The organism is Spirosoma flavus (genome assembly GCF_054778555.1).
Map to the genome: position 1 here is coordinate 977612 of NZ_BAAGZL010000001.1, position 23345 is coordinate 1000956.

General features: G+C 48.8%; 20 protein-coding genes. 5 read left to right on the forward strand and 15 right to left on the reverse strand.

The window, feature by feature from the left end; genetic code table 11:
- Nucleotides 1-3: 3 nt before the first annotated feature.
- The gene (locus tag ACYVF1_RS03740; RefSeq protein WP_461075751.1) at nucleotides 4-3186 is read left to right on the forward strand and encodes an efflux RND transporter permease subunit; all 3183 of its coding nucleotides are present in this window, start codon (nucleotides 4-6) and stop codon (nucleotides 3184-3186) included.
- A 61-nt stretch (nucleotides 3187-3247) separates the two neighbouring features.
- Here ACYVF1_RS03740 and ACYVF1_RS03745 read toward each other — a convergent pair whose 3' ends face one another.
- From ACYVF1_RS03745 to ACYVF1_RS03770, 6 genes are all read right to left on the reverse strand, one after another.
- Entirely contained in the window at nucleotides 3248-3664 is a 417-nt protein-coding gene (locus ACYVF1_RS03745) for a DUF4870 domain-containing protein (RefSeq protein ID WP_461075753.1), read from the reverse strand.
- A gap of 59 nt (nucleotides 3665-3723) precedes the next feature.
- Nucleotides 3724-4785 carry a winged helix DNA-binding domain-containing protein gene (locus ACYVF1_RS03750; RefSeq protein WP_461075755.1) on the reverse strand — a complete coding sequence of 354 codons (1062 nt, stop codon included), beginning with the start codon at nucleotides 4783-4785 and terminating at the stop codon, nucleotides 3724-3726.
- 97 nt (nucleotides 4786-4882) lie between these two features.
- Nucleotides 4883-5386 (reverse strand): SRPBCC family protein, encoded by a 504-nt coding sequence (locus ACYVF1_RS03755; protein WP_461075757.1) that lies wholly within the window; start codon nucleotides 5384-5386, stop codon nucleotides 4883-4885.
- Nucleotides 5383-5703: an ArsR/SmtB family transcription factor gene (locus ACYVF1_RS03760; RefSeq protein WP_461075759.1), complete on the reverse strand. Its 321-nt coding sequence runs from the start codon at nucleotides 5701-5703 to the stop codon at nucleotides 5383-5385. The genes ACYVF1_RS03755 and ACYVF1_RS03760 overlap by 4 nt, the downstream gene beginning before the upstream one ends.
- Nucleotides 5704-5846: 143 nt before the next feature.
- Nucleotides 5847-6668: an aspartyl protease family protein gene (locus ACYVF1_RS03765; RefSeq protein ID WP_461075761.1), complete on the reverse strand. Its 822-nt coding sequence runs from the start codon at nucleotides 6666-6668 to the stop codon at nucleotides 5847-5849.
- Nucleotides 6669-6746: 78 nt separating this feature from the next.
- Nucleotides 6747-6953: a DUF4287 domain-containing protein gene (locus tag ACYVF1_RS03770; protein WP_461075763.1), complete on the reverse strand. Its 207-nt coding sequence runs from the start codon at nucleotides 6951-6953 to the stop codon at nucleotides 6747-6749.
- A 113-nt stretch (nucleotides 6954-7066) separates the two neighbouring features.
- On the opposite strand from ACYVF1_RS03770, the gene ACYVF1_RS03775 reads away from it, so the two are divergent.
- The 3 genes from ACYVF1_RS03775 (at nucleotide 7067) to ACYVF1_RS03785 (ending at nucleotide 9016) form a co-directional block, all read left to right on the forward strand.
- Entirely contained in the window at nucleotides 7067-7615 is a 549-nt protein-coding gene (locus ACYVF1_RS03775; RefSeq protein ID WP_461075766.1) for a cupin domain-containing protein, read from the forward strand.
- Between the two features lie 59 nt (nucleotides 7616-7674).
- Entirely contained in the window at nucleotides 7675-8532 is an 858-nt protein-coding gene (locus tag ACYVF1_RS03780) for a helix-turn-helix domain-containing protein (RefSeq protein ID WP_461075768.1), read from the forward strand.
- A 100-nt stretch (nucleotides 8533-8632) separates the two neighbouring features.
- Complete coding sequence (locus ACYVF1_RS03785; protein WP_461075770.1) at nucleotides 8633-9016, forward strand: rhodanese-like domain-containing protein; 384 nt, start codon at nucleotides 8633-8635, stop codon at nucleotides 9014-9016.
- A gap of 88 nt (nucleotides 9017-9104) precedes the next feature.
- On the opposite strand, the gene ACYVF1_RS03790 is transcribed toward ACYVF1_RS03785, so the two are convergent.
- Together ACYVF1_RS03790 and ACYVF1_RS03795 are read right to left on the reverse strand one after the other, a co-directional pair.
- Entirely contained in the window at nucleotides 9105-9458 is a 354-nt protein-coding gene (locus tag ACYVF1_RS03790; protein ID WP_461075772.1) for an MmcQ/YjbR family DNA-binding protein, read from the reverse strand.
- A 97-nt stretch (nucleotides 9459-9555) separates the two neighbouring features.
- On the reverse strand, nucleotides 9556-9717 hold the full coding sequence (locus ACYVF1_RS03795) for a hypothetical protein (protein WP_461075774.1): 162 nt from the start codon (nucleotides 9715-9717) through the stop codon (nucleotides 9556-9558).
- Between the two features lie 71 nt (nucleotides 9718-9788).
- Here ACYVF1_RS03795 and ACYVF1_RS03800 point away from each other — a divergent pair, with 71 nt between their 5' ends.
- On the forward strand, nucleotides 9789-12065 hold the full coding sequence (locus ACYVF1_RS03800) for a S9 family peptidase (protein WP_461075776.1): 2277 nt from the start codon (nucleotides 9789-9791) through the stop codon (nucleotides 12063-12065).
- A gap of 235 nt (nucleotides 12066-12300) precedes the next feature.
- Here the strand turns inward: ACYVF1_RS03800 and ACYVF1_RS03805 are convergent, their stop codons facing one another.
- The 7 genes from ACYVF1_RS03805 to ACYVF1_RS03835 form a co-directional block, all read right to left on the reverse strand.
- Entirely contained in the window at nucleotides 12301-13437 is a 1137-nt protein-coding gene (locus tag ACYVF1_RS03805; RefSeq protein WP_461075778.1) for an FAD-dependent oxidoreductase, read from the reverse strand.
- A 55-nt stretch (nucleotides 13438-13492) separates the two neighbouring features.
- Nucleotides 13493-14326, reverse strand: coding sequence for a helix-turn-helix domain-containing protein (locus ACYVF1_RS03810; protein WP_461075780.1), 834 nt, complete (start codon nucleotides 14324-14326; stop codon nucleotides 13493-13495).
- 89 nt (nucleotides 14327-14415) lie between these two features.
- Entirely contained in the window at nucleotides 14416-15534 is a 1119-nt protein-coding gene (locus ACYVF1_RS03815) for a serine hydrolase domain-containing protein (RefSeq protein ID WP_461075782.1), read from the reverse strand.
- A 161-nt stretch (nucleotides 15535-15695) separates the two neighbouring features.
- Nucleotides 15696-16997 carry a RagB/SusD family nutrient uptake outer membrane protein gene (locus ACYVF1_RS03820; RefSeq protein WP_461075784.1) on the reverse strand — a complete coding sequence of 434 codons (1302 nt, stop codon included), beginning with the start codon at nucleotides 16995-16997 and terminating at the stop codon, nucleotides 15696-15698.
- A gap of 106 nt (nucleotides 16998-17103) precedes the next feature.
- On the reverse strand, nucleotides 17104-20289 hold the full coding sequence (locus tag ACYVF1_RS03825; protein ID WP_461075786.1) for a SusC/RagA family TonB-linked outer membrane protein: 3186 nt from the start codon (nucleotides 20287-20289) through the stop codon (nucleotides 17104-17106).
- Between the two features lie 279 nt (nucleotides 20290-20568).
- Entirely contained in the window at nucleotides 20569-22491 is a 1923-nt protein-coding gene (locus tag ACYVF1_RS03830; RefSeq protein WP_461075788.1) for a histidinol-phosphatase, read from the reverse strand.
- A gap of 57 nt (nucleotides 22492-22548) precedes the next feature.
- Nucleotides 22549-23193 (reverse strand): hypothetical protein, encoded by a 645-nt coding sequence (locus tag ACYVF1_RS03835; protein WP_461075790.1) that lies wholly within the window; start codon nucleotides 23191-23193, stop codon nucleotides 22549-22551.
- Nucleotides 23194-23345 lie beyond the last annotated feature (152 nt).

The window sequence follows — 23345 nt, forward strand, 5'->3', positions numbered from 1 at the left end:
GAGATGATTCAAAAACTAATCACATTTTCCCTTAAAAACCGCTGGGTTGTTGTTGGCGTGGCTTTGGCGTTGATGGGCGTCGGATTGTGGTGTTTCAAGCTGTTAAAGATTGAAGCGTACCCCGATATTGCCGATACCAACGTCATTGTTATTGCCAAATACGACGGTCGGGCGGCCGAAGAGGTTGAGCAGCAGGTAACCATCCCGATTGAACGGGTTTTGAATAGCGTTCCCCACGTAACGGATCGCCGGTCGAGGACCATTTTTGGCCTGTCGGTGGTGCAGTTGAATTTCGACGAAACAGTTACGGATTACTTTGCTCGTCAACAAGTTATCGAACGACTTGCCAACGCCGAATTACCCGAAGGTGTTTCGCCCGAACTGGCTCCGTTGACCACGGCGGTGGGTGAAATTTACCGCTACGTTATTGAAGCCCCGCCGAGCATGACGCCCATGCAACTGCGTGATTTGCAGGACTGGACCATCATTCCGCAACTGCTTCAGGTGCCCGGCCTCGCCGACGTAACAACCTTCGGCGGACCGATCAAACAATATCAGGTTATTCCTGATCCGGCCAAACTCCGCAAGTATGATCTTACGTTGAAGGACGTTATTGAGGCTGTTCAGAAAAACAACCAGAATACGGGTGGAAACGTCATTTCGCGGGGTGGACAAGGCTTTGCGGTACGTGGTTTGGGCGCGCTGAAAACCCCTGAAGACGTACAAAATATCGTCCTGAAAGCCAACGAAGGCGTGCCGGTTTTACTACGTGACGTAGCGAGTGTCGAAATCAACCCGCCATCGCCGTCTGGTATTCTGGGCTACCGGATTCCCGACGAACATCTGGACGTAATCGGCGCTACAGAAGGGATCATTCTGCTACGTCGGGGCGAAAATCCGAGCGAAGTCTTAGAGTTACTGAAAGAAAAAATTGCCGACCTCGAAGCGCGTGAATTGCCCAAAGGCGTTCACCTACGTATTCTCTACGACCGGGGTTTTCTAATCGATCACTCGCTCGAAACCGTTGCGCACACGCTCATCGAAGGGATTTCGATTGTGGCCATTTTGCTGGTTTTGTTTCTGGGAAGTCTTCGGGCAGCTCTGGTTGTTACAGTTACGATTCCGTTTTCGCTGCTGTTTGCGTTTATCCTGATGAAACTGGTGGGAATTCCGGCTAACTTATTATCGCTGGGCGCCATTGATTTCGGGATTATTGTGGATGGAGCCAGTGTGATGGCCGAACATCTTATTCGAAGGTATCGATCAGCAGGGCCGGCCGAACGGAATCAGGGCATTGTAAACGTAACGTCGCGGTCGGCAGGGGAGGTGGCGCGGGAGATTTTCTTCTCGGTGACCATTATCATTCTGGCGTATCTGCCTATTTTGCTGATGCAACGGGTTGAGGGTAAGCTCTTTAGTCCGATGGCGTTAACGTTATCTTTTGCCGTTATCGGTTCGCTGGTTTGTGCACTTACGCTAATTCCGGTGTTGATTTCATTTGCGTTCCGAAAAGTATTGGCTCCGGGCGGCAAACCGTTGAAAGAACACAAAAACTTCCTGATTTCGCCACTGGAACGCGGCTATCGCTGGCTACTACGTTCTACGCTGTTCCGGATGCCGAGATTGGTGGTTGGCGTGGGCATGGCAGTTGTGCTGGTGATGGTTGGGTTCGGACTAAAACTAGGCACCGAGTTTTTGCCCGAACTCGACGAAGGGTCTATTTTCATGCGCGCCTTCATGCCATCGGGAATTACAATTCAGGAGAACGCGAAAATTGCGCCCAAAATCCGCGACATCATTAGTGAGTATAAACCGGTCAGTTTCGTCATCACCCAAACCGGCCGTAACGACGACGGTACCGACCCGTTCCCAACCGACCGCACCGAAATTCTGGTTGGGCTGAAAGATTACAGTACGTGGTCGGACACGATTGCGAAGAAGGAAATTGTGCGGTCGATGCAGAACGAATTGCAGGAAGCGTTTCCAGGCGCGTTTTTCTCGTCGGGCCAGCCAATTATCGATCAGGTAATGGAAATCGTGACGGGTAGCGCGGCTGATCTGGCCATTTCGGTTGTCGGTAGCGATTTAACGCTCATGCGAGCCAAAGCCGACAGCATTGCTACGTTAGTGAAAGGTATGAACGGCGCTGTATCCGTCAATATTGAGCAGGAAGGGCCACAGGACCAACTGGCGATACGTATCAACCGACCGGCGGCTGCCCGATACGGCATCAACGTAGCGGAAATCGAGAATATAATTGAAGCGGCCATCGGCGGTAAAGCCATTGGTTCGATTTACGACGAAGCCAAACGCTACGATATTGTGGTACGTTTCACACCCGAAAGCCGGGGGAGTATCGACGCCATTCGGCAGTTGCAGGTGCCTTCTGCAACGGGCGCACTGATTCCGATGAGTGAACTGGCCGACATTCGTTACGTTCAGGGGCAGACCAATATTTACCGCATTAACGGCAAACGCATGGTAACGGTACGTACCAATATTCGGGGTCGCGACCAGGGCGGTTTTGTTAAGGAGATCAGCCAGAAAGTACGTCAGCACGTTAAAATTCCTGAAGGTTACAGCGTCATTTACGGCGGGCAATACGAAAATCTGGAACGGGCTGGTGGTCAGTTGGCTATTTCGATTCCGCTGACGATTGTGGTGGTTTTTCTGTTCCTGTTCATGCTGTATGGAAACGTGCGTGATACGTTGGTAACACTGACTTGTCTGTTGTTTGCGCTGGCGGGGGGCATTGGCGCTTTGCTGCTACGTGGCTATAATTTCAACGTATCGGCGGGTGTCGGTTTCGTGTCGATTTTCGGGATTTCGGTGATGGCGGGGGTGTTGCTGGTGTCGGCGCTGAACCGCAACCTGATGAATAATTCGAAATCGCTGCTGGAAATAACGATTGAAACGGCGCAGGAGCAATTCACGGCCATCATGGCCATTATGGTCGTGGCGATTATCGGGCTGGTTCCGGCGGCTATTTCAAGTGGTATTGGCTCCGACGTACAACGCCCGCTGGCTACCGTGATCATCGGCGGCCTGACCACTACGTTGTTCTTTACTCCACTGATAATTCCACCGCTGTTTTATCTGGTCAATCGCCGTCGGCCGCGGCCCACTCCACTCGATTCCGCCGGTCACCACATTCCTGAGCCAATAGAGGAAGGAACGGAAATTTGATGAAAGAGCGAAAGAGCGAATATCATCCAGCAGACGCTCTTTCGCTCATTCACTCTTTCGCTCATTTTATAAACCGTATCGTCAGCGGGTAGCGGTAATATTCGCCGTTGTTGGCTTTGATGCCTGCGATGACGGTGAAAACGACCCAGACAATACCTACGATGGTGATTAGGACAAAGCCAATTAATACGAACATCAGCAGAATGGATATGGCTGCCGCCAGAGCCATCGTAATCTGAAAGTTTACCGACTCTTTGCCGTGATAATCCACATACGCCGATTTGTCTTTATAGATTTGCCAGATAATCAGCGGCCCTAAAACAGTACCAATCAGAAAAAACGAGCCTGGTAGGGCAACCAAATGAGCCAGCATAGCCCACATGCGCTCGTCGGATTCGCTCAGCGCTACCGGTGCTGACGAATAAGGTGGCGGAGGGGTTGGCGGAGGAGGTATAGGCGGTGGCGTTTGATTTTCCATAACTTACCCTGAGTTTGATTAGGAAGGTAAGTTATAAAAAGAAAACCGATGATTCACACCTACAACGATTTACAGCTAACCGCCTTACCTGTAAATCGTTGCAGATGCTGAATAGATATAGCGAGTGCCTCACATTGGGATTCGGTTGGGGAATCGAAAAAGTTGGGCGTTACGTCTATTGATTTGTTGCCAATACTACGTTTCCAGGCGCCAGTAACTTGCCCATTCGCCATAATCAGATTGTCGAAACTAATTGTGGGTATCGGCAATCCACTCCGAAGCATCATTGATGGACTTCGGTCTTTGTAGCCCATGATAAATTCGTCGTAAATCGGCAATAAGTGCAGGTAGTCAATCGCTGACTTTGCGGGGAGCGCTACGTCTGTGAAGTAATAATTTCCAGATTTCTTCACAGAGGTATCAAGTAGCTGTATCCCCTTTTTGCAATCGGTCAGCGTAAGCCCCGACCACGTAGCAAAATCTGCCAACGTAGCAGGGCCGCGACTGGTGAAATAGCGTCGGGTCAATTCGACCAATGATTCGTCTTTGCTAAGTGGTGGCTTTGAGGCAACCCGTTCATTCAGAAGCGCGTATGTAAACTGATTTCCCTGGCGGGGGCCGCTACAAATCAGGCCTTCCAGTTCGGCATTCATCATGACGTAGCTCAATCGGAAGCCCGCTACGTCGATTCCGTTCCGTTTAAATGCCTGATTCAACGTATCGCGGGTGAGGTGTTTCCCGCCCTCCAGTTCCCGAATTATCAACTCATTGCAGCGATTGAAAAGCGACGTATCGAGTTCGAGTTTTCGGTACATGAAGGCGTTGGCTACGTGAACGCGGGGAGCCGTTAGCTGAAGCATCCAGCGAATGTCGGCAGCGGCCACTACGTGCCAGGTCGGACGTAGCATATGCGTACGTAGCAAAGCTCCGTCCGTGAAATCCTGTTCGATTTCGGCATCGGTCAGGTGGGGCAATCGCAGGCCAAGTCCCCATTTCGACTGGGCGTACTCCTGCCCCTGAACGGCTCCCATCCAGCTCACCAGTTCGCTGGCTGTCTTAAGATCTGTACCCGCAAACTGTTGACTAACAAACCGATGCGTGGCAATATCTGCTACGTTCATGTACCTGATTCTGCTAACTACTACTCAATTACCTAACAACGAATGTACAATTTTCAGCCTCACTTTTGCCAGGCCGGTATTAGCCATATTTCACTTTCTACTGTTTTTGCGAAAAAGTTGCCAGTACATCTTCCAGGTTTTTTTGGGACATCGCATATCCTTCCTTGAAACCCATTTCAAGCATCTTTTCCATACGGGTAAGGGACTCGTTGTAAATCGTAATGATCACTTTTGTCGTTCCGTTTTGTTCGCTGAAAGTATGGTCCCAATCAGAACCCGGCAATTCAGGATTTTCATCTTTGTCGGCAAAAGCATTGAACATTTTGAAATTGGTTTTTGGCGTGATGGACGTGTATTTCTGAATAGACCAAAACTCTTGTCCTTCAGGGCTTACCATCGCATAAAATCGTCGTCCGCCAACTTCAAAATTCATAAATTTTGTTTTTGAGGTCCAGGGCTTTGGCGCAACCCATTGATCAAGAATTTCGGGTTTCGTAAATGCATCCCAAACCAGCGAAAGGTCGGCCGCAAATTCCCGGGTTATAACTACTGTTTTTGTCGTTTTGTCGACGGTAAAATCAACTAGCAGATCGTTGTTCATTTTCTCTGTTGTTTAATTGTTAGTAATACGTTGTCAAGTTGATTAAACCGGATTTCCCAAATTTTTCTGAATTGGTCCAGCCATATGTCAACCTCCTTCATTTTTTCAATTTCAAGGGAGTAGTAAATTTCCCGGCCTTGTTGTTCCTGTTTCACCAGTTCGCATTCTGTAAGTACGCGAAGATGTTTGGAAACCGCTTGTCGGGTTGTGTTGAAGTTGTCAGCAATGGTGTTTGGAGTCATGGCCTGCACCGCAAGTAAGGTGATAATAGCTCGCCTTGTCGGATCAGCTATTGCCTGAAAAATATCTCGTCTCATGCTTTTGCAATACTTTTGAAACCGAATGGTTGCAAATATACGCGCAACCATTCGGTTTCGCAAATTTTACGCACTAAAAGGAAATCAATTGGAAGTTGTCAATTACGCTCAAAATACCAGGTAACCCGTTCCGATTCGTCAGGTTAATCTAGCTGAATCAGTTTCTTTCGTTGATCGAAGCGAACAACATGATCTTTTAAGAAGGCAGTACCAATGCTGATCTGGTGAATTTTGTCAGAATAATAAACTTTCTGATTGGTCAGCCGTAAGCCGCCCAGCACAATTTCATCCTGAATAATAGCTTCCTGCAAAATAAACTTGGTGTTACCTTGTGTAATGGTCTGCTGATTGGCCGTATCGGTATATTGAATGCCTGTCAATGAAGATTTTGGAAAAAGCAGTGCCTGGTCCGAACTCACATCCAGATTGAAAAGCACTGTTTTTTTACCAACCGTACCCGTAACGACGAAGGCTTTTGAATAGGCAAGAACGCCTTTTGCCTGACGGGATAAAGTATCTTTCGTGACTAGCCATTGGTGATTGGGTCCGTCGATAGTGATTAGATACCCATCAAAGAAATTTTGCCCAATCAGGCCATCGGTAAGCTGCGGTTTAACGACGGAATTATATTCATCGACAGCCAGTTGCAGGGCTGAATGGATAACGTTACCAACACCAAGCTGATTGACGCCCACCAGAAATTCCCGCTTTACCTCATTGCCAGTCGTGTTTTGTTGAAAACCTACGATGTTCAAACCCAGTTCTTTAGCCAGACGACGATCAATACGAGCCGTTCCTGTTACCCCAGAATTCAGCAGAAAATTATAGGGCCCTCGTCCATTAACCTTGACTGGAATATACATCAGATTATCCCGAATGGTCAGCAGTGTGGGTTGTCGACTGGGTTGGCCAATGGCTGTATAGCCAATCAGTAGAAGGAATACGAGACGAAACAAAATAAGCACAGGCGCAGAGTTGAAGCTGATGTCAGCCAAGGAACGAAATTAGCACTGCGTTTCTTTACAGGATTCATCAACAAAAGCTTATATCAAACCCGAATCTTTAAACAGTTTGTAGATAGCCATTGAGTGGCCGTGACCTAAATCGAAGTCCTCTTTAAGCCAGGCTACGATGGCCCCCGCTTTAGTGCCGGGTTTGAGTAGCCCTTTAGCTTCGGCCAGTTTAATAAAATCGTCTGGGCCTTTGCCGGTTTTTGTTCGGATGTTGTCGATGTAGGCTTGAAAAGACATGCGGATTTGTGGTTTAGGGAACGTTGTATTACCTGTAAAAATGGCTGATTTTTACCACTAAATACCCCGGCTAATGCCAAAACTTTGCCTATCACATTTCAAGATAAACCGTTATGCAACGTAGGCATTTTTTAACCGCTACAATGGGAGTCGCATCGTTATCCAAGCAAAATAAGCTTACTGGAGATTCGCGAACGACAAAGCCGTTCACCGTGAAAACCGGAGAAGCCCGTTTTGGTGTTCATACGCCGTTTCGAGGCAAAAATGTTAATGATATAAAAATATCGGGCAAAGATACCAATGGGCAATTGGCTGTTTTTGAGTACATTGGCAAAGAAAAAATTGGCCCGACACTGCATATTCACCATGATCAGGACGAACTGTTTTCAATAATTGAGGGTGAATATCTCTTTCAGGTCGGCGACGAAAAATTCACGGTAAAAGCGGGTGATACGGTCTTTGCGCCACGTGGTATACCGCACACCTGGATTCAGTTGTCAGATTATGGAAAGCAAGTATACATGGTGCAGCCTGCGGGTAAAATGGAAGAGTTTTTTCTAAAAATGAATGAATTAAAAGGGCCACCTTCGGAAGAGTTGAGCCAGAAATTGCATAAGGAACACGGCATGATCGTAGTTGGTCCGCCACTGGCTTTAAAATAGCAGTGATAGCAGAGAATAGCCCATTTCGATAATCCCTGCCATCCCTGCATCCCACTACCATGGACGCTGTTTTCGACTATCGCCTGCCAAGCCCTGCCCTGCGTGACTACGTCAGGACGTTGCAGATTGTGGGTTGTACATTCCCGGCGTCAATGGCTGTTTTACCCGTCAAATCGTACTGGCCCCGTGCCGAAAACTCGCTGGCTTTTTACCCGAAAGACCCCGAACAGCTTGCGTATGGCTTTGATGGAACGTTACTTAGTAAACCTCGCTCAACGCTCAATGGCCAGTATTCGATTGTAACAAACCGACACGTTGGGCGCGATTTTATGGTATTTCAGGTGCAGTTTCAGCCGGGCGCGCTGTTCCGCTTGACGGGCATCCCGGCGTCTGAGCTGACTAATACGTTTGTGGATGCCGAAACAGTTTTCTCTACCGAAATCAGTCGGGTTAATGAGCGACTAAGTTACACGAAGCACTACACCGAAATGATACCGATTGTAGAAGATTTTCTGTTGTACTTAATCAATCGGGCAAAACGACGGGAATCCAGGCCAATCGATAAGGTAAGCCAGTATATACTTCAACCGCCAACTGGGGTTTCATTTGACGGACGTCAACTCGATTGGCTGGCCGATCAGGCGTGTTTGAGTCAACGGCAATTTTATCGACAGTTTGTGGAGCGCGAAGGCGTTAGCCCTAAACTCTACAGTCGTATTGCCCGTTTCGAAAACGCTATGAAACTGAAAAATACCCGCCCTTCTCTCGACTGGCTGAGTGTGGCTATGGAACTGGGATATTATGATTATCAGCACCTTGTGCGCGATTTTAAAGAGTTTACGCAATTAACGCCCAACGCATTTATAGAAGCCGACACCAAATCGCCCGAACGAACCTTCGGCGTAACGGAGACTTAACCGCTAGCTAAGTCAACTGAATAGTCAACTGTTTTAATGCGTACATTCACGATTATCTAGTAATCAAACGTATCATAAAACAACCCTAAACTCAATTGACATGGAAGCGAAATCAGCCACTGATCTGGTAAAAGAAGCCAAACAGCAAGTCGAAAATCTCACGCCCGAGCAGGTGCAGCAGGAAATGCAAAACGGTAACGCCAACCTGATCGATATCCGCGAGCCCGACGAATTAAAGCAAACCGGTAAAATTTCCGGATCGACAAATGCGCCCCGTGGCATGCTTGAATTCTACGCCGACGAATCGCTGCCTTACCATAAACCGGAGTTCGACAAGAACAAACGTATCATTCTGCACTGCGCATCCGGTGGTCGGTCGGCGCTGGCGGCTGCTACGTTAAAGCAAATGGGTTACACGAACGTAGCGCACATGGATGGAGGCATGAAAGCCTGGAAAGAAGCCGGATTCCCTACTGAATCCTGATAGATTTAGGGAAAGTAACGGGAATTTTGGATAAGCTGACATGATGTTTAAGTCTTGAGCGTCAGCGATATGATATAAGAAAATTAGCTCATTCTTCATATCGACTTTCCTTAACCAGATCAGCTAGTTTTTTGGGCGCTACTTCACAATAGGCCATTGTCAGCGCGTCTGCAAGTGTTTCGACAAGCACTTTATTCAGGTCGATGAGCGTCCAGCCCTGCTTGCCCCATTTATTCGGAACGGGGTAAATAATGAATTGGTCAAAAGATGAAAAAGCGCTTTGATCGATAGTCGATAATTTGACGCAAATCCGGTTGTGAGGCCCGTTATAGGTCGCGAACACTTTCTTGCCCACTCGGAAAGAAATCTTTCCAAAATGCGGCTGCTCGGTTGTTTCAGGCAACGACAGCGCTAGTTCTCTAATCTGATTGAGATCGATCATTAGTTAAATTCGGTTCAATGAATTCTTCAAATAGCAGATGCCATATGGCACAGGCTATAACTTCTGGTACATGATATAGGCGTTGTATAGGCCAAGTTTAACAATTTTTCGCGGGACGAATATGAGGAAAAACATACGTATTGCCGGAAGCAATTACGGCTTTGATGATAGTCCAGATCGCGTCGGCATCAGCGGGTGTGGCTTTTCGAATACCAATCATCGATTTCTGCATAACATCACAACTATAGGAACGTAGCATTTTGCCTGAACCTTCGTCTATTGGCTTTCGGAAGCTATATTTATCGGTCGAACTTCCTCCGAAAACCAGCTATGACTTTCTGCCCGTTTACTACGTTCTGGCGTACTCCATACTACGTTCTTTTGTTGCTGTTTATACCACTTATAAATTTTGCGCAGGGCACGTTAGCCGATTATCAACGCGCTGAATTTCTGAACGGCGCTTTTCAGAACAAAGTATACAATGCGCCGGAGCGGGTTCAGTGGGCAGATCAAACGCACACATTCTGGTACCTGAAAACGACGGCGAACGGCAAAGAATTTATTAAAGTCGATGCGGAACGTAGCATTAAAGAACCCGCTTTCGATCAGTCCCGACTTGCTACGTCACTGAGTCGGTTGACGGGACGTAGCATTACGCCTTATCAACTGCCATTTTCGGACGTAACACTTGGCACAAATGAAGTCTCGTTTAAAATCAAAGATTCAATCTTCACGTGTCCGCTTGATACGTATCAGTGCCGGCTTAAAGGGGTAATTACGCCTGAGCCATCGCGCTATTGGGGTGGGCAGAACGATGAACGCGAAGGCAAGCCAGTTTCATCGCCCGATGGTGCCTACGTAGCATTTATAAAAAACCACAACGTTTATATTCGCTCGACGCGCCGACCATCTGAGGACGTAGCGTTGAGTTTCGATGGTTCGGAAGGAGAGTACTATTCGGCCCGATTGGTGTGGTCGCCGGACTCGAAAAAGCTGGCTGTCAACAAAGTAAGAGCCAACGCGCCCCATTTGATTTATTTGATTGAATCGTCGCCCACTGACCAATTGCAGCCTAAACTACAATCGCGACCTTACCTGAAACCCGGCGATGCGCTGCCTCAACGAACGCCAACGTTGTTTCTGATTGAGAGTAAACGTCAAATTCAGGTACCCGCTGCGTTCATTCCGGAACAATACAACGTATCGACACCCCAATGGCGCAAAGACAGTCGGGCGTTTACGTTCGAGTATAACCAGCGCGGCCACCAGCGGTACACAATTTTCGAGATGAGCGCCGACGGGAACGTAAAGCCGCTGATTGACGAGACGAGTAAAACGTTCATCTGCTATAGTGGCAAAAACTTTCGCTACGACCTGGCTGATGGCAAAGAAACCATCTGGGCCTCAGAACGCGACGGCTGGAATCATCTCTACTTGTACGATGGTTCCGGAAAACTGAAAAACCAGATCACGAAAGGCAATTGGGTGATGCGCCGGGTGATTCACGTCGACGAAGTGAAACGTACCATTTTGTTCGAAGGTAGCGGGAAAGAGGCTGGGCAAGACCCTTATTTCAGTCAGTTCTATCGTATCAATTTTGACGGAACCGGGCTCACTACGTTGACAAACGAAAATGGCAATCACCGGACGTATTTTTCGGATGATTATCAATACGTTGTCGATAGCTACTCGCGCGTCGATGAGCCGCCGGTTACGGTGCTACGTCAGGTATCGACCGGTAAGGTTATCATGGAGCTGGAAAAGGCTGACATCAAACCGTTGATGGTGACCGGCTGGAAATTACCAGAGGTTTTCACTGCCAAAGGGCGCGATGGCCAAACGGATATCTGGGGTATTATTGTCCGACCATCGAATTTTGACCCGAACAAAAAATACCCGGTCATTGAATACATCTACGCTGGTCCGCACGATTCGTTTGTGCCGAAAAGTTTCGTTACGGACTCGCGGGGTTCGTTGCACGAAATGGCTGAACTGGGTTTCATTGTCGTGCAATGCGATGGCATGGGTACGTCGAATCGCTCGAAAGCTTTTCACGACGTTTGCTGGCAAAACCTGAAAGATGGCGGCTTTCCGGATCGTATCGCCTGGATGAAAGCGGCTGCGCAGAAATACTCGTACATGGATCTGAGCAAAGTCGGTATCTGGGGCAATTCGGCGGGTGGGCAAAGCTCGATGGGGGCGTTACTGCTACATCCTGATTTTTACAAAGTTGCTGTTTCGTCGTCGGGTTGTCACGATAATCGGATGGACAAAATCTGGTGGAATGAACAATGGATGGGTTACCCGATTGGCCCGCAATACGTCGAATCCTCGAACGTAACACACGCTAAAAACCTGAAAGGCAGGCTCCTCCTGATCCTTGGCGAACTGGATGATAACGTAGACCCTTCCTCTACGTTTCAGCTCATCAACGCCCTGATCAAAGCCAATAAGAATTTCGATTTTCTAATGGTTCCAGGCATGGGCCACTCGCTGGGCGGTGACTACGGCGAACACAAACGACGCGATTTTTTCGTGAAACACCTCCACGGTGTCGACCCGCCTGAGTGGTCGTGGGTGCCCAATATTACAATTCCTAAGCCTTAGATACTATTTAGGTAAGAGGAATCGTCGCGTAGCGACCGAATGTTTATAGACAAAATGCTCCAACCTGAGTACCGTCGCGTAGCGACCAAACCGATTTGCGTGGTTTTGTTTGGTCGCTACGCGACGTAGCCTCTTTAAGCAAGTTCTGTTTCTACAAACATTCGGTCGCTACGCGACGACTTACCTAACTCAAACAGTTTTTTACAAAGTTTTGCCACCTATTCAATTGCGTGACTCAAAAAATCAATTGTTGGAATGAAAAGTCAGGATTGCGCATCTCCAGTTCGTTCTCGCTTGATTCACGTTGCGCTTCTGTAGCGTAGGCAAACATCGTTTTTTCGTAAGCGTTGATGGCTGCTTCTAGGGTTTCATAGTTGCCGTTGGTGAGGTTTTCAGATAAAGTTAAGGCGTCTACAAGTCCGGTATTCACACCCTGGCCAGCGAAGGGCGGCATCAAATGGGCAGCGTCGCCAATCAGCGTTATTGGTAGAGGGCGACTGCTTTTCCATGATTTTTCCAGGGGTAATTTCCGGGTCGGCAACCCGACAAAGAAGGATGTGGCCTGAAATAACTGGTGGTAGTGTTCATCCCAATTAGCGAATCTATCGGCAAGAAACGCGCGAATGGCGTCTGTATCCTGAAAGTCTGGTCCGCTACTACGTTCCCACTCTTCAGGTCGTTTAAAAATTATCCCATAGGATAGCGAACCACTGTTGTAAGGATTCGCAACCAATAAATTGCCTTCGTGGGCAGTCATTAGCCGCTTACCATCGCATAATTGATAAAAATCCGGACAGTTTAGTTCAGGCTGTGGTACGTCTCCCTGAATGATAAACGTTCCAGTTTCCTCAACACCTGCATCGGTAACGTAACGCCTGACTTTCGACATTCCACCGTTGGCCACGATTACGAAATCGGCAGTCGCATCTGAATTATTGTCGAATTGTAACAGCCATTTTCCACTACGTTCATCCAGGGCAGCCAATTTTCTGTCCCAGACAACAGTATCGTTTTTTAGACTGTCGAGCAGTAGTTTTCGTAAATCGTTTCGGTTGATTTCAGGATTGTCGTATTGGTCTTCAAGCGTAATTTCTTTTGTAGCCAGTACATTACCTTGTTCGTCGGCGAAGCGTATGCCCATCGGCAGGGAAGTAGCATAATAGCTTTCCAGCAAACCTGCTTTAAGCATGGCTTTCTGGCCCGAAGATTTATGTAAATCGAGCGTACCACCCCAGATTCTGGCGTGCGGGTCTTTATCTCGTTCGTAAACCGAAACCGTTACGTCGATTCCTTCCTGTTGGAGTAATCGTGCCATGGTCAGACCGACGGGTCCCGCACCGATGATGGCAACTTTCTTGTTCGTTAGTAACATGATTTTGTGTTGTCTGGCAGTTGATTGCAACACAAAATTCCGGAATGCTTTTGCGCTAGTCTTGTACAAACGCGACAAAATCGCTGCTCACGATTTGTTTACCTTTCTTCGCTTTTCGCGCAAATGCCGCTGGCGTAGTACCGCTGTAGCGTTTGAATTCCCGGCTTAGGTGCGATTGATCCGTGTAGCCCAGCTCATGCGCCAAACCAGCAAGGTTGGCATCTGGATGAAGCCATAGGTAGTTTCGTACCTGTTCAAAACGGATCAGAGCCGATACGTCTTTAACCGTATGGCCCGACGATTGCTTAAACTTTCGTTCCAGGGTACGTACTGTCGCATGAGCGGCCAATGCCACCTGGCCGACCGGCAATGTTCCGGCCGCTTCACTCATTGCCGCTCCCGCTTTAGACAGTATAGTATCGGTCGTAATTCCTGCTTTGGCGTTTAGAAAATACTGCTTTAACTGAGTTACCGCTTTCGCTACCTTTCCATCCTGAATCGACTCAGCCAAAATAGGTTGAAGTTGAGCAATTGGGTGCTCAAATATGCGCATCTCGTCTTTACCCGACGGCAAACCAAGCAAATCAAACACAGTCCAGGGGAAGCATCGGACAGCCATGATTTCCAAACGGTTTTGTGTGTTAAAAACAGCAGGCTGATTGAGCAGTCCCATCATAAACGGCGATGGCAACGGCTGCAAACCATCATTATAAGAAGTGCTACGTAGGCTTCCGAAATAAAAAATCAGTTCAGCATAACCATCCGGTGTTACGTCAAAACTCGATGACTGTTCGCCAACATCTCTACTGTTGTACCAAAAGCACTTTATAGTATCTCGTAGTTCTTCAGGCGGTTCAAACTCCTGATGTTGTATATCGGAAGTTAGCATAGTTGGAAGGTAATGGATACAGGTACGAAAGAACGTAGCAACGTAGCGTTTTTTACCCGCAATCGACGTAACAAAACACTACGTAACGATCATTGCGCCAGTGTCGTTTCAATCGTTTTCAGGATTGTGGGCAGTTTTTCGTGGGCGTTGTTGCAGAGGAGGATTACTGTTTTATCCTTGTCAATAAAGCGCATGATCTGGGTTTTGTAGCCGGGATTATCACCATCGTGCCAGACCACTCTGCCTAGCTTATCGTTCTTTTTCAGTTCCCAGCCAAACCCATACGTAGTGAACGAGCCATCGTTCAGTTTGGCGGGTTTGAAAGCTTCCGCAAGTGTTTGCTGATTAACTAGTTGACTGCTATACAACGCCCGATCCCATTTCAGTAAATCGTCGACGGTTGAACTGATACGTCCCGGGCCTTTGCGGTTTCCGAGCCAGATGGCGTAGTTGAATTCCGGAAACGAATCGGCCCGAACGTAGCGTTTTTTCTCGGGTACGTATAAATGCCCCCAGGCCATGTTGGGCAGTTTTACTTTCTGATCGATGGTACGAATATCCGTATGCGTCATGCCTACCGGATTGAAAATGCGATTTCGGCAAAACTGGATAAAGTCTTCCCCGGAAACCCGTTCGGCAATGCTGGCCAGGAGCATATAACCCGTATTACTGTACGTGTATTTTGCGCCGGGTTCGAACAATTTGGGCGGATGATATTTGATGAGATAAGCAATGTTGTCGGCATTATTCGCGACTTTACTTTTATCCCAATATTTATCCATTACGTCCTGGTAGTCAGGCAAACCCGATGTGTGGTTCAGCAAATGACGAATGGTAATGCCCGGATACGGTAAGTTCGAAATGTACTTATCAATTCGGTCGTCGTATTCCAGTTTGCCTTCCTGCTTCAGCATCAGGATCGTCATGGCTGTGAACTGTTTCGACACCGACGCCAGTTCAAAAATCGAACCCGTAGTCATGGGTGTTTTCGTTTCGAAATTCTGGTAGCCGAATGCTTTTTCGTAAACCGGTTTTCCTCCGTCGGCAATCAGCACAACGCCACTAAAGTCGGGTACACCAGCGAAAAGAGCATCTAATTCTTTTTCCAGCGATACCGGCAATTGTGTTTTGGGTTGGGTGTAGGCTACAAAAAGTAAGGCGCTAACGGCTATAACGATAAGGGGAAAACGGTAGGAACGTAGCGGCATCAGGTTGTTGATGAATGGTTAATGAATTAAAGCGATCCGTAAAGTCAAAAAGACGTTTGTTACGTAATGTAGCGAAAATTGTGGCTGTGAAATGAATCCAATAAAAAAGGTCTGGATACCAACAAAATAGGACATCCAGACCTTGTTATTAACGCTAGTACTTAACTCGGATCAGTGGCGGGCGTACTGGTGTTATTTTCCCGCTCTACACGAGGGTAGGGGAAAAAGTTACGGTTCCGCTCCGAACCAGCCGCTCCCGGACCGGGCCGGTTAAACCGACGGCTATCCTCAAGCCGCATCCCTGTGAACGCCAGCTCAATATTGCGATTACGTAGTATTTCCAGCAAAATCGCATCAGCCGTTTGTGGGCCGCTATAGGCTGGCAAACCAGCGCCCAGTCCGAAGATATCAGTGGCCGCCGTTTTGGTTAGCACCTTATTCAAAGCTGTAACTGCATTCGCCAAATCACCTTTACGGGCATACGCTTCGGCCTGAATCAGTAGGATTTCACCAGGCAGATACACCGGAATCGGGGCGCTGTTCGACGTATAAAATCCAGTTCCCAGATTCGCTTTCGGGTTTGCGGTTTGCGTATAGAAAGCAATACGTTTGTCGGCAGCGTTCGGCGCCAGAACCGCCGGTAAGCCCAGCGACGTATTGGTTGGCGCATAGACGTTTACGTTACCAAACGCCGTGAAGAAAATCGGGTTTCGAGACGTATCATCGAAGTTAAACACCGACTTTTTAGTCAGATCAACTTTGGCCGCTGCGGCTAAGGCTTTGTCATAATCGCCAGCCATCAACGCGTAACGGGCAATCAGGGCCTGTAACGTATTAGGGATGTCGATACCAGCGGGAACTTTGCCCGTGAAGTTGGCCGATACCGGGTTAGCCGTTACCATCGTAGCCGCCGTTTCCAGTGAAGTGATCGCATTTTTCAGCAAATCGATTCGGTCAACGAAAGGCGCATTTTCGCCCGTAACAAGTGGAGCCGACTGGAAAAATTCAGCTAACGTACCGAGGGCTAATGCCCGAAAGATAGACGCATAAGCAACGATACCGCTTTTGGTACCCGGATCGGTCACCACGCCTGTATTCGCTAATACTAAATCAGCGTTGGAACGTAGCAATTGTGCCTGGGTCCAGATGATACGTACTACACCGTTTGAGCTCGTTACGTTAGCCTGACCCTGTTGCAGCGCAAATTCTTCGCCGTTACCCTGGTTCAGAACGATCAACTCGTTGGTAGTCAGTCCGCCCGCCGAAACGGCAGCGCCCAATACAGAGCCGCCACCGCCCACCGAGTAGCGATACTGCAAACTGTTACAAACCGTAATCAGCCCGTCAGTCGAACCAACCACCTGCGGTTGGCTGGCTGTGCTAGGGTTCAGGTATTCCTGCGTACAGGCATTCTGGAGAACCAGTATGCCCGCCAGAACGGAAGTTATAATGATTTTTTTCATGATAGTTGTTTGAGTCCCCGACAGGCTCTGGCTGTCGACTGAAGCTTTTAGCTGCTAATCAGTCGCTGGCGCGACGTCAACAGCCGGAGCCTGTTGAGGCCTACTTTTAAAATGATGCCGATAATTTTACCTGATACGTGCGGGGAATGGGTACGTTACCGAAGTCGAGGCCACGTAGCAAATCGTTGGTGCCACCTGCGTTGGTTTCCGGATCGAAGCCCGTGTATTTATCCCATGAATACAAGTTGCGGCCAATCAGCGATACGTTAATGTTGCTAACGTTTTTCAGCAACTTAGGCAACGTGTAGCTCAGCGATACCTCCCGAAGTTTGGTGTACGCGCCACTTTCAACCCGCCACTCTTCGGTGTTGTAAATCGCGAAAATATACCCACGTTGTCTTTCACCTTTGAGTTCCTGTTCTACGTAGTCACCAATACCAACACCCTGCCGCGTCCGACGGTCAGCATTGAAAACATCGACGCCCTGCACAGCATCCAATAATATGTGCAGCGAGAGCGCTTTGTAATTCAGATTGGTTGTGAACGAACCCGTCCATTTTGGGTTTGGATTGGCAATTACGATGTTAGCTGTTGGAGACGCTGTGTTAGGCTGTCCTTCTGAGTTACGAGCTTTTACAAATTCAGTTGAGCCAACCGCCTGCGACGAAGCCCGTTCCGATTGTGGGAAGCCTTGTGCAGTTAACAATAACTCTCCATCATCCTTACGCGCATAACCTGTTCCATAATACACGCTGGCAGGCTGACCTTGCAACAGATACGGCGCTCCCGCTGGCGACGCAATGGCAATAGCTGGACTTCCTAACGACAAAACCTTGTTCCGGTTGCTGTTGAAAATGGCCGTTACGTCCCAGGAGAAATCCTTGGTTTTTACGGGGACGAGGTCAAGCACAACTTCAACGCCTTTGTTCTCCATCGTTCCTACGTTGTTGATAATACCCGTTCCGCCCGACGATGGTGCCAGTGCCCGGTTCACGACCAGATCTTTAATCTGCTGGTTGTAATACGTTACGCCCAGACCAATCCGGTTGTTCACGAACGAAAGGTCAACTCCACCTTCAATTTCGGCCATCCGCTCAGGGCGTACCAGTGGGTTAGCCAACTGAGCATTTGGCTGTAACGTATTCTTACCCAGATATGCAAGTGGTGTAAACTGGTAGAAACGGCTGTACGAGCCTACGCCCGACAGGTTACCCGCTTCGCCGTAGCTGAGTCGCAATTTCAGACTGTTGAACGCCTTGTTGAACGACGCATCTTTCCAGAAACTCAGGTCAGAAACAACGAACGAACCACTAACTTTTGGATAGAACTGGTTGGTTACTTCAGGCGAGAATTTCGACGATTTGTCGCGACGAACAGCGGCTGTTAAGAACGCCAAATTGTTGTAGCCAATGGTGGCCTGTGCGAAATAACCGCTCAGGTTGAAGCGGTCGAGGCTGTAGTTGGCCTGAACCGTCGTGCTGGCGGCACCAGCCACTGTTTCGATGAACGGTGACAGGTTTTGACCTTGCGCGATTGAGTAATCAGACCGGAAAAACTGGTAGCTGTAACCCGCCATTGCGTTCAGTTTGAACTGCTCCGATAATTGCCGTTCGTAGCTGATATTCAAATCGGTATTGATCTGAAACACGGTATTGTTGGCCGTTGCCGAATAGCCCAGTGGATACAGGTTCGCGCCTAAAGCCGCCTGTCCTGCGTAGGGGTAGGGGCGGATGTAGTTTTGCCCAACCTGCCCGTACGTATCGACACCCAGAATGTAGTCGATGCTCAAGCCTTTCAGCGGGGTCAAGTTCAGTTGAACATCACTCACCGTGCGGTTCACCGACTGCGTAAAACGCATATCTTCAATGGTCGACAACGGGTTCACGCGGGGACCTTCCACCGCCTGTAAGTTGCCTGAGGCATCGCGCTTGGTGATGTCGTAGATGTTGTTCAGGATGGTTACCGAGTTCATCGGGCTGTAAAATACGTTCCCGTTGGCTTTCTCGTTGGCAAAGCTGTTGGCGTAGGTCAAACCAGCCGAAAGTTTTGCCCAATTGGTCAAACGCTGATCGAGACGGGCGCGGAAATTGTACCGGGTAAAATCGGTGCCTTTGATGATTCCTTCGTTTTTCAGATAGCCAAACGATACGTAGTACTGCGTGTTATCGCGACCACCCGATACCGAAATCGAGTTGTCGGTACCATACCCCGTCCGGAAAATCTGGTCGAAATAGTTGTAACGCGGTACGTTGTCTACTACGTTGGAAAGCAGTGGGTTATCTGTCCCGTCACGTCGGATGGTCACGAACGTAGTGGCGGGGTTCAGCGCAAGGGCTGCCGTCTGGGCCGATCCCGGTGCGAACACCTGAATTGGGTAGAGCCGTTGCTGGGCGTTACCGAATGTTTTGGGGTAAAGGTTGATCGGTACGCTTTTCCGTAACTCATTCACATTGAAGGAAGTCGAAACGGTGATTTTCGGAGCGCCGGTCGTTCCTCGTTTTGTCGTGATAATTACCACCCCGTTTGCCGCACGAGAACCGTATTGCGCAGCCGCAGCGGCACCGTTCAATACGCTCAACGTAGCAATATCGCTGGGGCTGATGTCGGCAAGGCGGTTTGTACCGGCCTGAGCCGAACCAATCTGATCAGCCACAGCCAGTTGCGATACGTTGGTGCTCTGATTGCTCACAATAACGCCATCGATAACGTAGAGCGGGTCCGACGAACCCGACAGCGATTTGATACCCCGCAACCGAATCGACATCGACCCCGATGGATCGCCCGAGTTCTGAACAATCTGAGCGCCTGGAACCTTCCCTTGTAACGAATTCAATAAGCCCGCCGAACCAGATTGTTGTATATCCGAGGCTTTAATGGTGCTGATGGCATTCCCAAGCGAACGGCGAGACGCTTGCTGACCCGGCGACGTAACGACGACTTCGTCGAGGTTGGCGATATCTTCTTTCAGCGTTACGTTCACAGTCGATTGCGAACCGGCATTTACCGTTTGCGTTGCCGCCTGATAACCGACAGCCGTGATACGCAGCGTTACCTGGCCATCGCTGATTGGCGTGAATTGATAGTTGCCGTCAACGTCCGTTACAGTACCGGTGTTCGTTCCCGGAACCTGAACGGTGACGCCCGGAATTCCATTTCCGTTGGCGTCGGTGATACGTCCGCGAATAGGAGGACGCGTTCCCTGCCCGAAGCTAGCGGTGCATAGCAGAAGCATTGCCCAAATGAGTCCAACCTGCCGGGCACGTTGAACTATGAGCGAATAAACGTGGGTCATAGTACCTGAAGTTAGGTGAGTATGTACTGAAAAAAGTTAATTGTAATCTACAAAGCTAATGAAAACGGACTTACTTCAAATGGACAAATAGCCCTCTAAGCCAGATAATTGGCTGATTATTTCAAAGACGGAAAATGCGTGAAGAGGTTGCCTTTTAAAAAGACTTTTTCATCTATGGGATGTGCAAAAAAGCGTTGTAAGGTTATAAAGTTGTAGGGTTGTAAAGTTGTTGATGCGCCATCCAACTTTACAACCCTACAACTTTATAACCTTACAACTTTACTTTACCCCCGTTTTCAACAGAAAATCCCGCACCAACTCCTGTTGGTCAGTGCTGATGAAGTCAACGCCGGCCTCCCGCAGTTTCGCCCAAACAACCGGATCTTCCGGGCTTGCCCAAAGTCGTAGTTTTTTACCTTCCTGATGCACTCGCTCGACCAATTGTTTCAATTTTTGAAACTCAGTTACCGGCATTTCATCCTTACCCCGCCAGCTTAATTGGTTTTGGTAGGCATCGCTAATAATCGGCATCACTGCTGACGAATACTTTTTGCTCAAATCACCGGGCCGGCCATCGAGGGTTACCAATTTATCTTTGGCTTTCGCTACCGTGTTTACGGGCCGGTTCCCGGAAAGGACAATGGTAACAGGAGCAGGTAACTTGGATCGATAACGTAGCAGCAATTTGGTCAATGCCTGATACGTACTATCGGCCTGCGTTTTAGCGTCGATCATCAGGTAAAAAGGGCCTTTGTATCCCGCCAATACGTTCCCGTTCTGCTGACGTATGCGTTCGGCAAGTGGTTTCAGATACAGATTTTCGAGGGTTTGAGCCGATGCCCGTATGGTTGGCCGCTCGTGGGCGACGTACAACGTATCATTCAGCAGGTAAACGTCGGCTTCTACGCTGGTGAAACCATTGTCCAGCGCATCCCAGAGTGGCCGCGATTGTTCGTAGTCGTTGTGCGCGTGGGCATTTGGTAGGGGCGTTACGTTCGCCAGCGGCTGCGGTACTACGTTCTGCGCAATGGGCTGCGTCCAGGCGGTTTCTACATCGCCCGGCATAAACGGATTGTACTTCGTTTTGCTCGATACGATACGTGCGCGGGCAAGCAATACGTCATCAGGCAGCGTATACGTAGCGGACGTATCGGCCACTTCACGCAGCAATTCACCCTGCTCTTTATCTTTTCGTACGCCGAAAAACTGTATCCGATACGTTACGTTTCCTTCCGGTTTAACCCTCACTACCAACGTATTACCGACCTGCGGCAGTTGCTTCAACGTAACACCCGATGTAGCGTAGAAACGCCCAGCTTCCATCGATTCGATGAGCGCGCGGGGTGTTAGTTCGGGTGCGTCGACCATTACCCAGCCCCGCCCCGAATTGCTGAACGTTGGTCCGAAGAAATAATAGTGGTGGCTATCGTCGTTGCTAAGGCCATACATGAGTGGCCGCCCCTGACGCAAAAAATGCCCATTTATTTTGTCCCACATCGACTCGGTGCCTTCGCGCGTGCTGTCGCCGTAATTGTTCACCAGCGGATGCCCGTTGAACACTTCGAAAAAGCGTTCGTAACGTAACTGCATCAAATCCTGCGCCTTAATGGCCCAGTAAAAATTAGGGTGATTAATGTGCGGAAACATAGGCTGGCGTGTATGTCGTCGTTGCGCTACTACCAGGTCGATGTTGTTCTGCATCACCTCGGCTACACTGTTACCGGGTTGCGGACGGATGAGGTTCTGAACGTTCGTTACGTTCATGTGAATGGGCTTCCCCTGATAACCCGTCGAAACCTCTTCGCTTTTGATAATCAAAAACTTACCCGGTTCTTCAAAATAACTCCGGTATTCGCTCAACTGCTTCAGCCGAACTTTAAGCGAGTCGTTCTGGCCCCTCTGGTACTTCACCCAATCGGGCCCGAAGGTCCGTAAATATCGGTCAAACGTTCGTCGTCGGTCTGGCTGACGTGGTACGTTCACCCATTTTTCAACGTCCTGTATTATGTTATGGTCCGACAATCCAACGAACTGATAGCCATTGGCTTTGTACCAGTCCATGATCATTTCGGGGTAATCGTCGCCGTCGCTCCAAAGCGAGTGCGTGTGCAGATTGCCTTTATACCAATGTTGGGCTGGCGCTACGTTGGTGAGCAGTAGGAACGTAACGAGAAGTAGACTGAAACAGAAAGACTTATTCATCAGATAGTGAGCCATTGAGAGAAAAAGTCAACAATGGCCAAAACTACCGGATAACGGTTACTTTCCCAGTTTCTGATCGATCAAATACGTCATCAGGCGGGTTGCTGACAGGATGACTGGCCCCGCCATAGCGTCGTTCTGGAACGTACTGAAGGGCCCTAACCCAAAATAAAGTCCATCAGAAACCAGAAACGAAAGCTTTACCATACCGAGCTCTGGAAACGTAGTACGTTCCTGGTCCCAGGGGCCGATTCGGTTGACAATCTGTACGCTGTCGACAAAAAGCTGATGCACCAGCTGGCTCGATGTATCCGTCACTGCATCCCAAACCAGCAGTTTTTCGGCGTGGTTGATATACCGACACGTACCATCGCTGAAAGCTGCCAACGTATCAAGTCCGCCTTCCAGCGCAACTTCGATAATGACACCCAGCAGTACTTTGTCTTTCGCCGAAATACCGAGTTCCATCAGGCGATTATACGCCAGCAATTTCATGCGCGTTTCCAGCGACGTATCAGCCGTTATAGCGGCTAAGGTGTCTGGATTGGGAGATTCGGCCAGCAACGTATCCCAAGGGTAGCCAGCCGACGGATTAACCTTATTGTAGGCGTCGAGACGATCACAGAAAAGCTGGTGATAGATGTTGTTTAGGGCGTCGTTCTGATATGGCTTAATTGTTTGCTGTGAATCGGTGGCATGCATGGCGGAGTCGTTTTAGTATGAGGACGTTGCAAAGGTAAATTAGTCCAACTTGCTATTCGGCTGGAGTTAATAACTGGTAGAAATGGGTTGGCAATTGCCGGGAATAGCCTTGCTGATGGCCTTGGTTGAGGTCGTAGACCATTCGTTTTTCA

Bases quoted from the DNA above. Each gene is read 5' to 3' on its own strand.
- ACYVF1_RS03740 (WP_461075751.1), top strand. From the start codon at position 4: ATGATTCAAAAACTAATCACATTTTCCCTTAAAAACCGCTGGGTTGTT.
- ACYVF1_RS03745 (WP_461075753.1), bottom strand. From the start codon at position 3,664: ATGGAAAATCAAACGCCACCGCCTATACCTCCTCCGCCAACCCCTCCG.
- ACYVF1_RS03750 (WP_461075755.1), bottom strand. From the start codon at position 4,785: ATGAACGTAGCAGATATTGCCACGCATCGGTTTGTTAGTCAACAGTTT.
- ACYVF1_RS03755 (WP_461075757.1), bottom strand. From the start codon at position 5,386: ATGAACAACGATCTGCTAGTTGATTTTACCGTCGACAAAACGACAAAA.
- ACYVF1_RS03760 (WP_461075759.1), bottom strand. From the start codon at position 5,703: ATGAGACGAGATATTTTTCAGGCAATAGCTGATCCGACAAGGCGAGCT.
- ACYVF1_RS03770 (WP_461075763.1), bottom strand. From the start codon at position 6,953: ATGTCTTTTCAAGCCTACATCGACAACATCCGAACAAAAACCGGCAAA.
- ACYVF1_RS03775 (WP_461075766.1), top strand. From the start codon at position 7,067: ATGCAACGTAGGCATTTTTTAACCGCTACAATGGGAGTCGCATCGTTA.
- ACYVF1_RS03780 (WP_461075768.1), top strand. From the start codon at position 7,675: ATGGACGCTGTTTTCGACTATCGCCTGCCAAGCCCTGCCCTGCGTGAC.
- ACYVF1_RS03785 (WP_461075770.1), top strand. From the start codon at position 8,633: ATGGAAGCGAAATCAGCCACTGATCTGGTAAAAGAAGCCAAACAGCAA.
- ACYVF1_RS03790 (WP_461075772.1), bottom strand. From the start codon at position 9,458: ATGATCGATCTCAATCAGATTAGAGAACTAGCGCTGTCGTTGCCTGAA.
- ACYVF1_RS03795 (WP_461075774.1), bottom strand. From the start codon at position 9,717: ATGCTACGTTCCTATAGTTGTGATGTTATGCAGAAATCGATGATTGGT.
- ACYVF1_RS03800 (WP_461075776.1), top strand. From the start codon at position 9,789: ATGACTTTCTGCCCGTTTACTACGTTCTGGCGTACTCCATACTACGTT.
- ACYVF1_RS03805 (WP_461075778.1), bottom strand. From the start codon at position 13,437: ATGTTACTAACGAACAAGAAAGTTGCCATCATCGGTGCGGGACCCGTC.
- ACYVF1_RS03810 (WP_461075780.1), bottom strand. From the start codon at position 14,326: ATGCTAACTTCCGATATACAACATCAGGAGTTTGAACCGCCTGAAGAA.
- ACYVF1_RS03815 (WP_461075782.1), bottom strand. From the start codon at position 15,534: ATGCCGCTACGTTCCTACCGTTTTCCCCTTATCGTTATAGCCGTTAGC.
- ACYVF1_RS03820 (WP_461075784.1), bottom strand. From the start codon at position 16,997: ATGAAAAAAATCATTATAACTTCCGTTCTGGCGGGCATACTGGTTCTC.
- ACYVF1_RS03825 (WP_461075786.1), bottom strand. From the start codon at position 20,289: ATGACCCACGTTTATTCGCTCATAGTTCAACGTGCCCGGCAGGTTGGA.
- ACYVF1_RS03830 (WP_461075788.1), bottom strand. From the start codon at position 22,491: ATGAATAAGTCTTTCTGTTTCAGTCTACTTCTCGTTACGTTCCTACTG.
- ACYVF1_RS03835 (WP_461075790.1), bottom strand. From the start codon at position 23,193: ATGCATGCCACCGATTCACAGCAAACAATTAAGCCATATCAGAACGAC.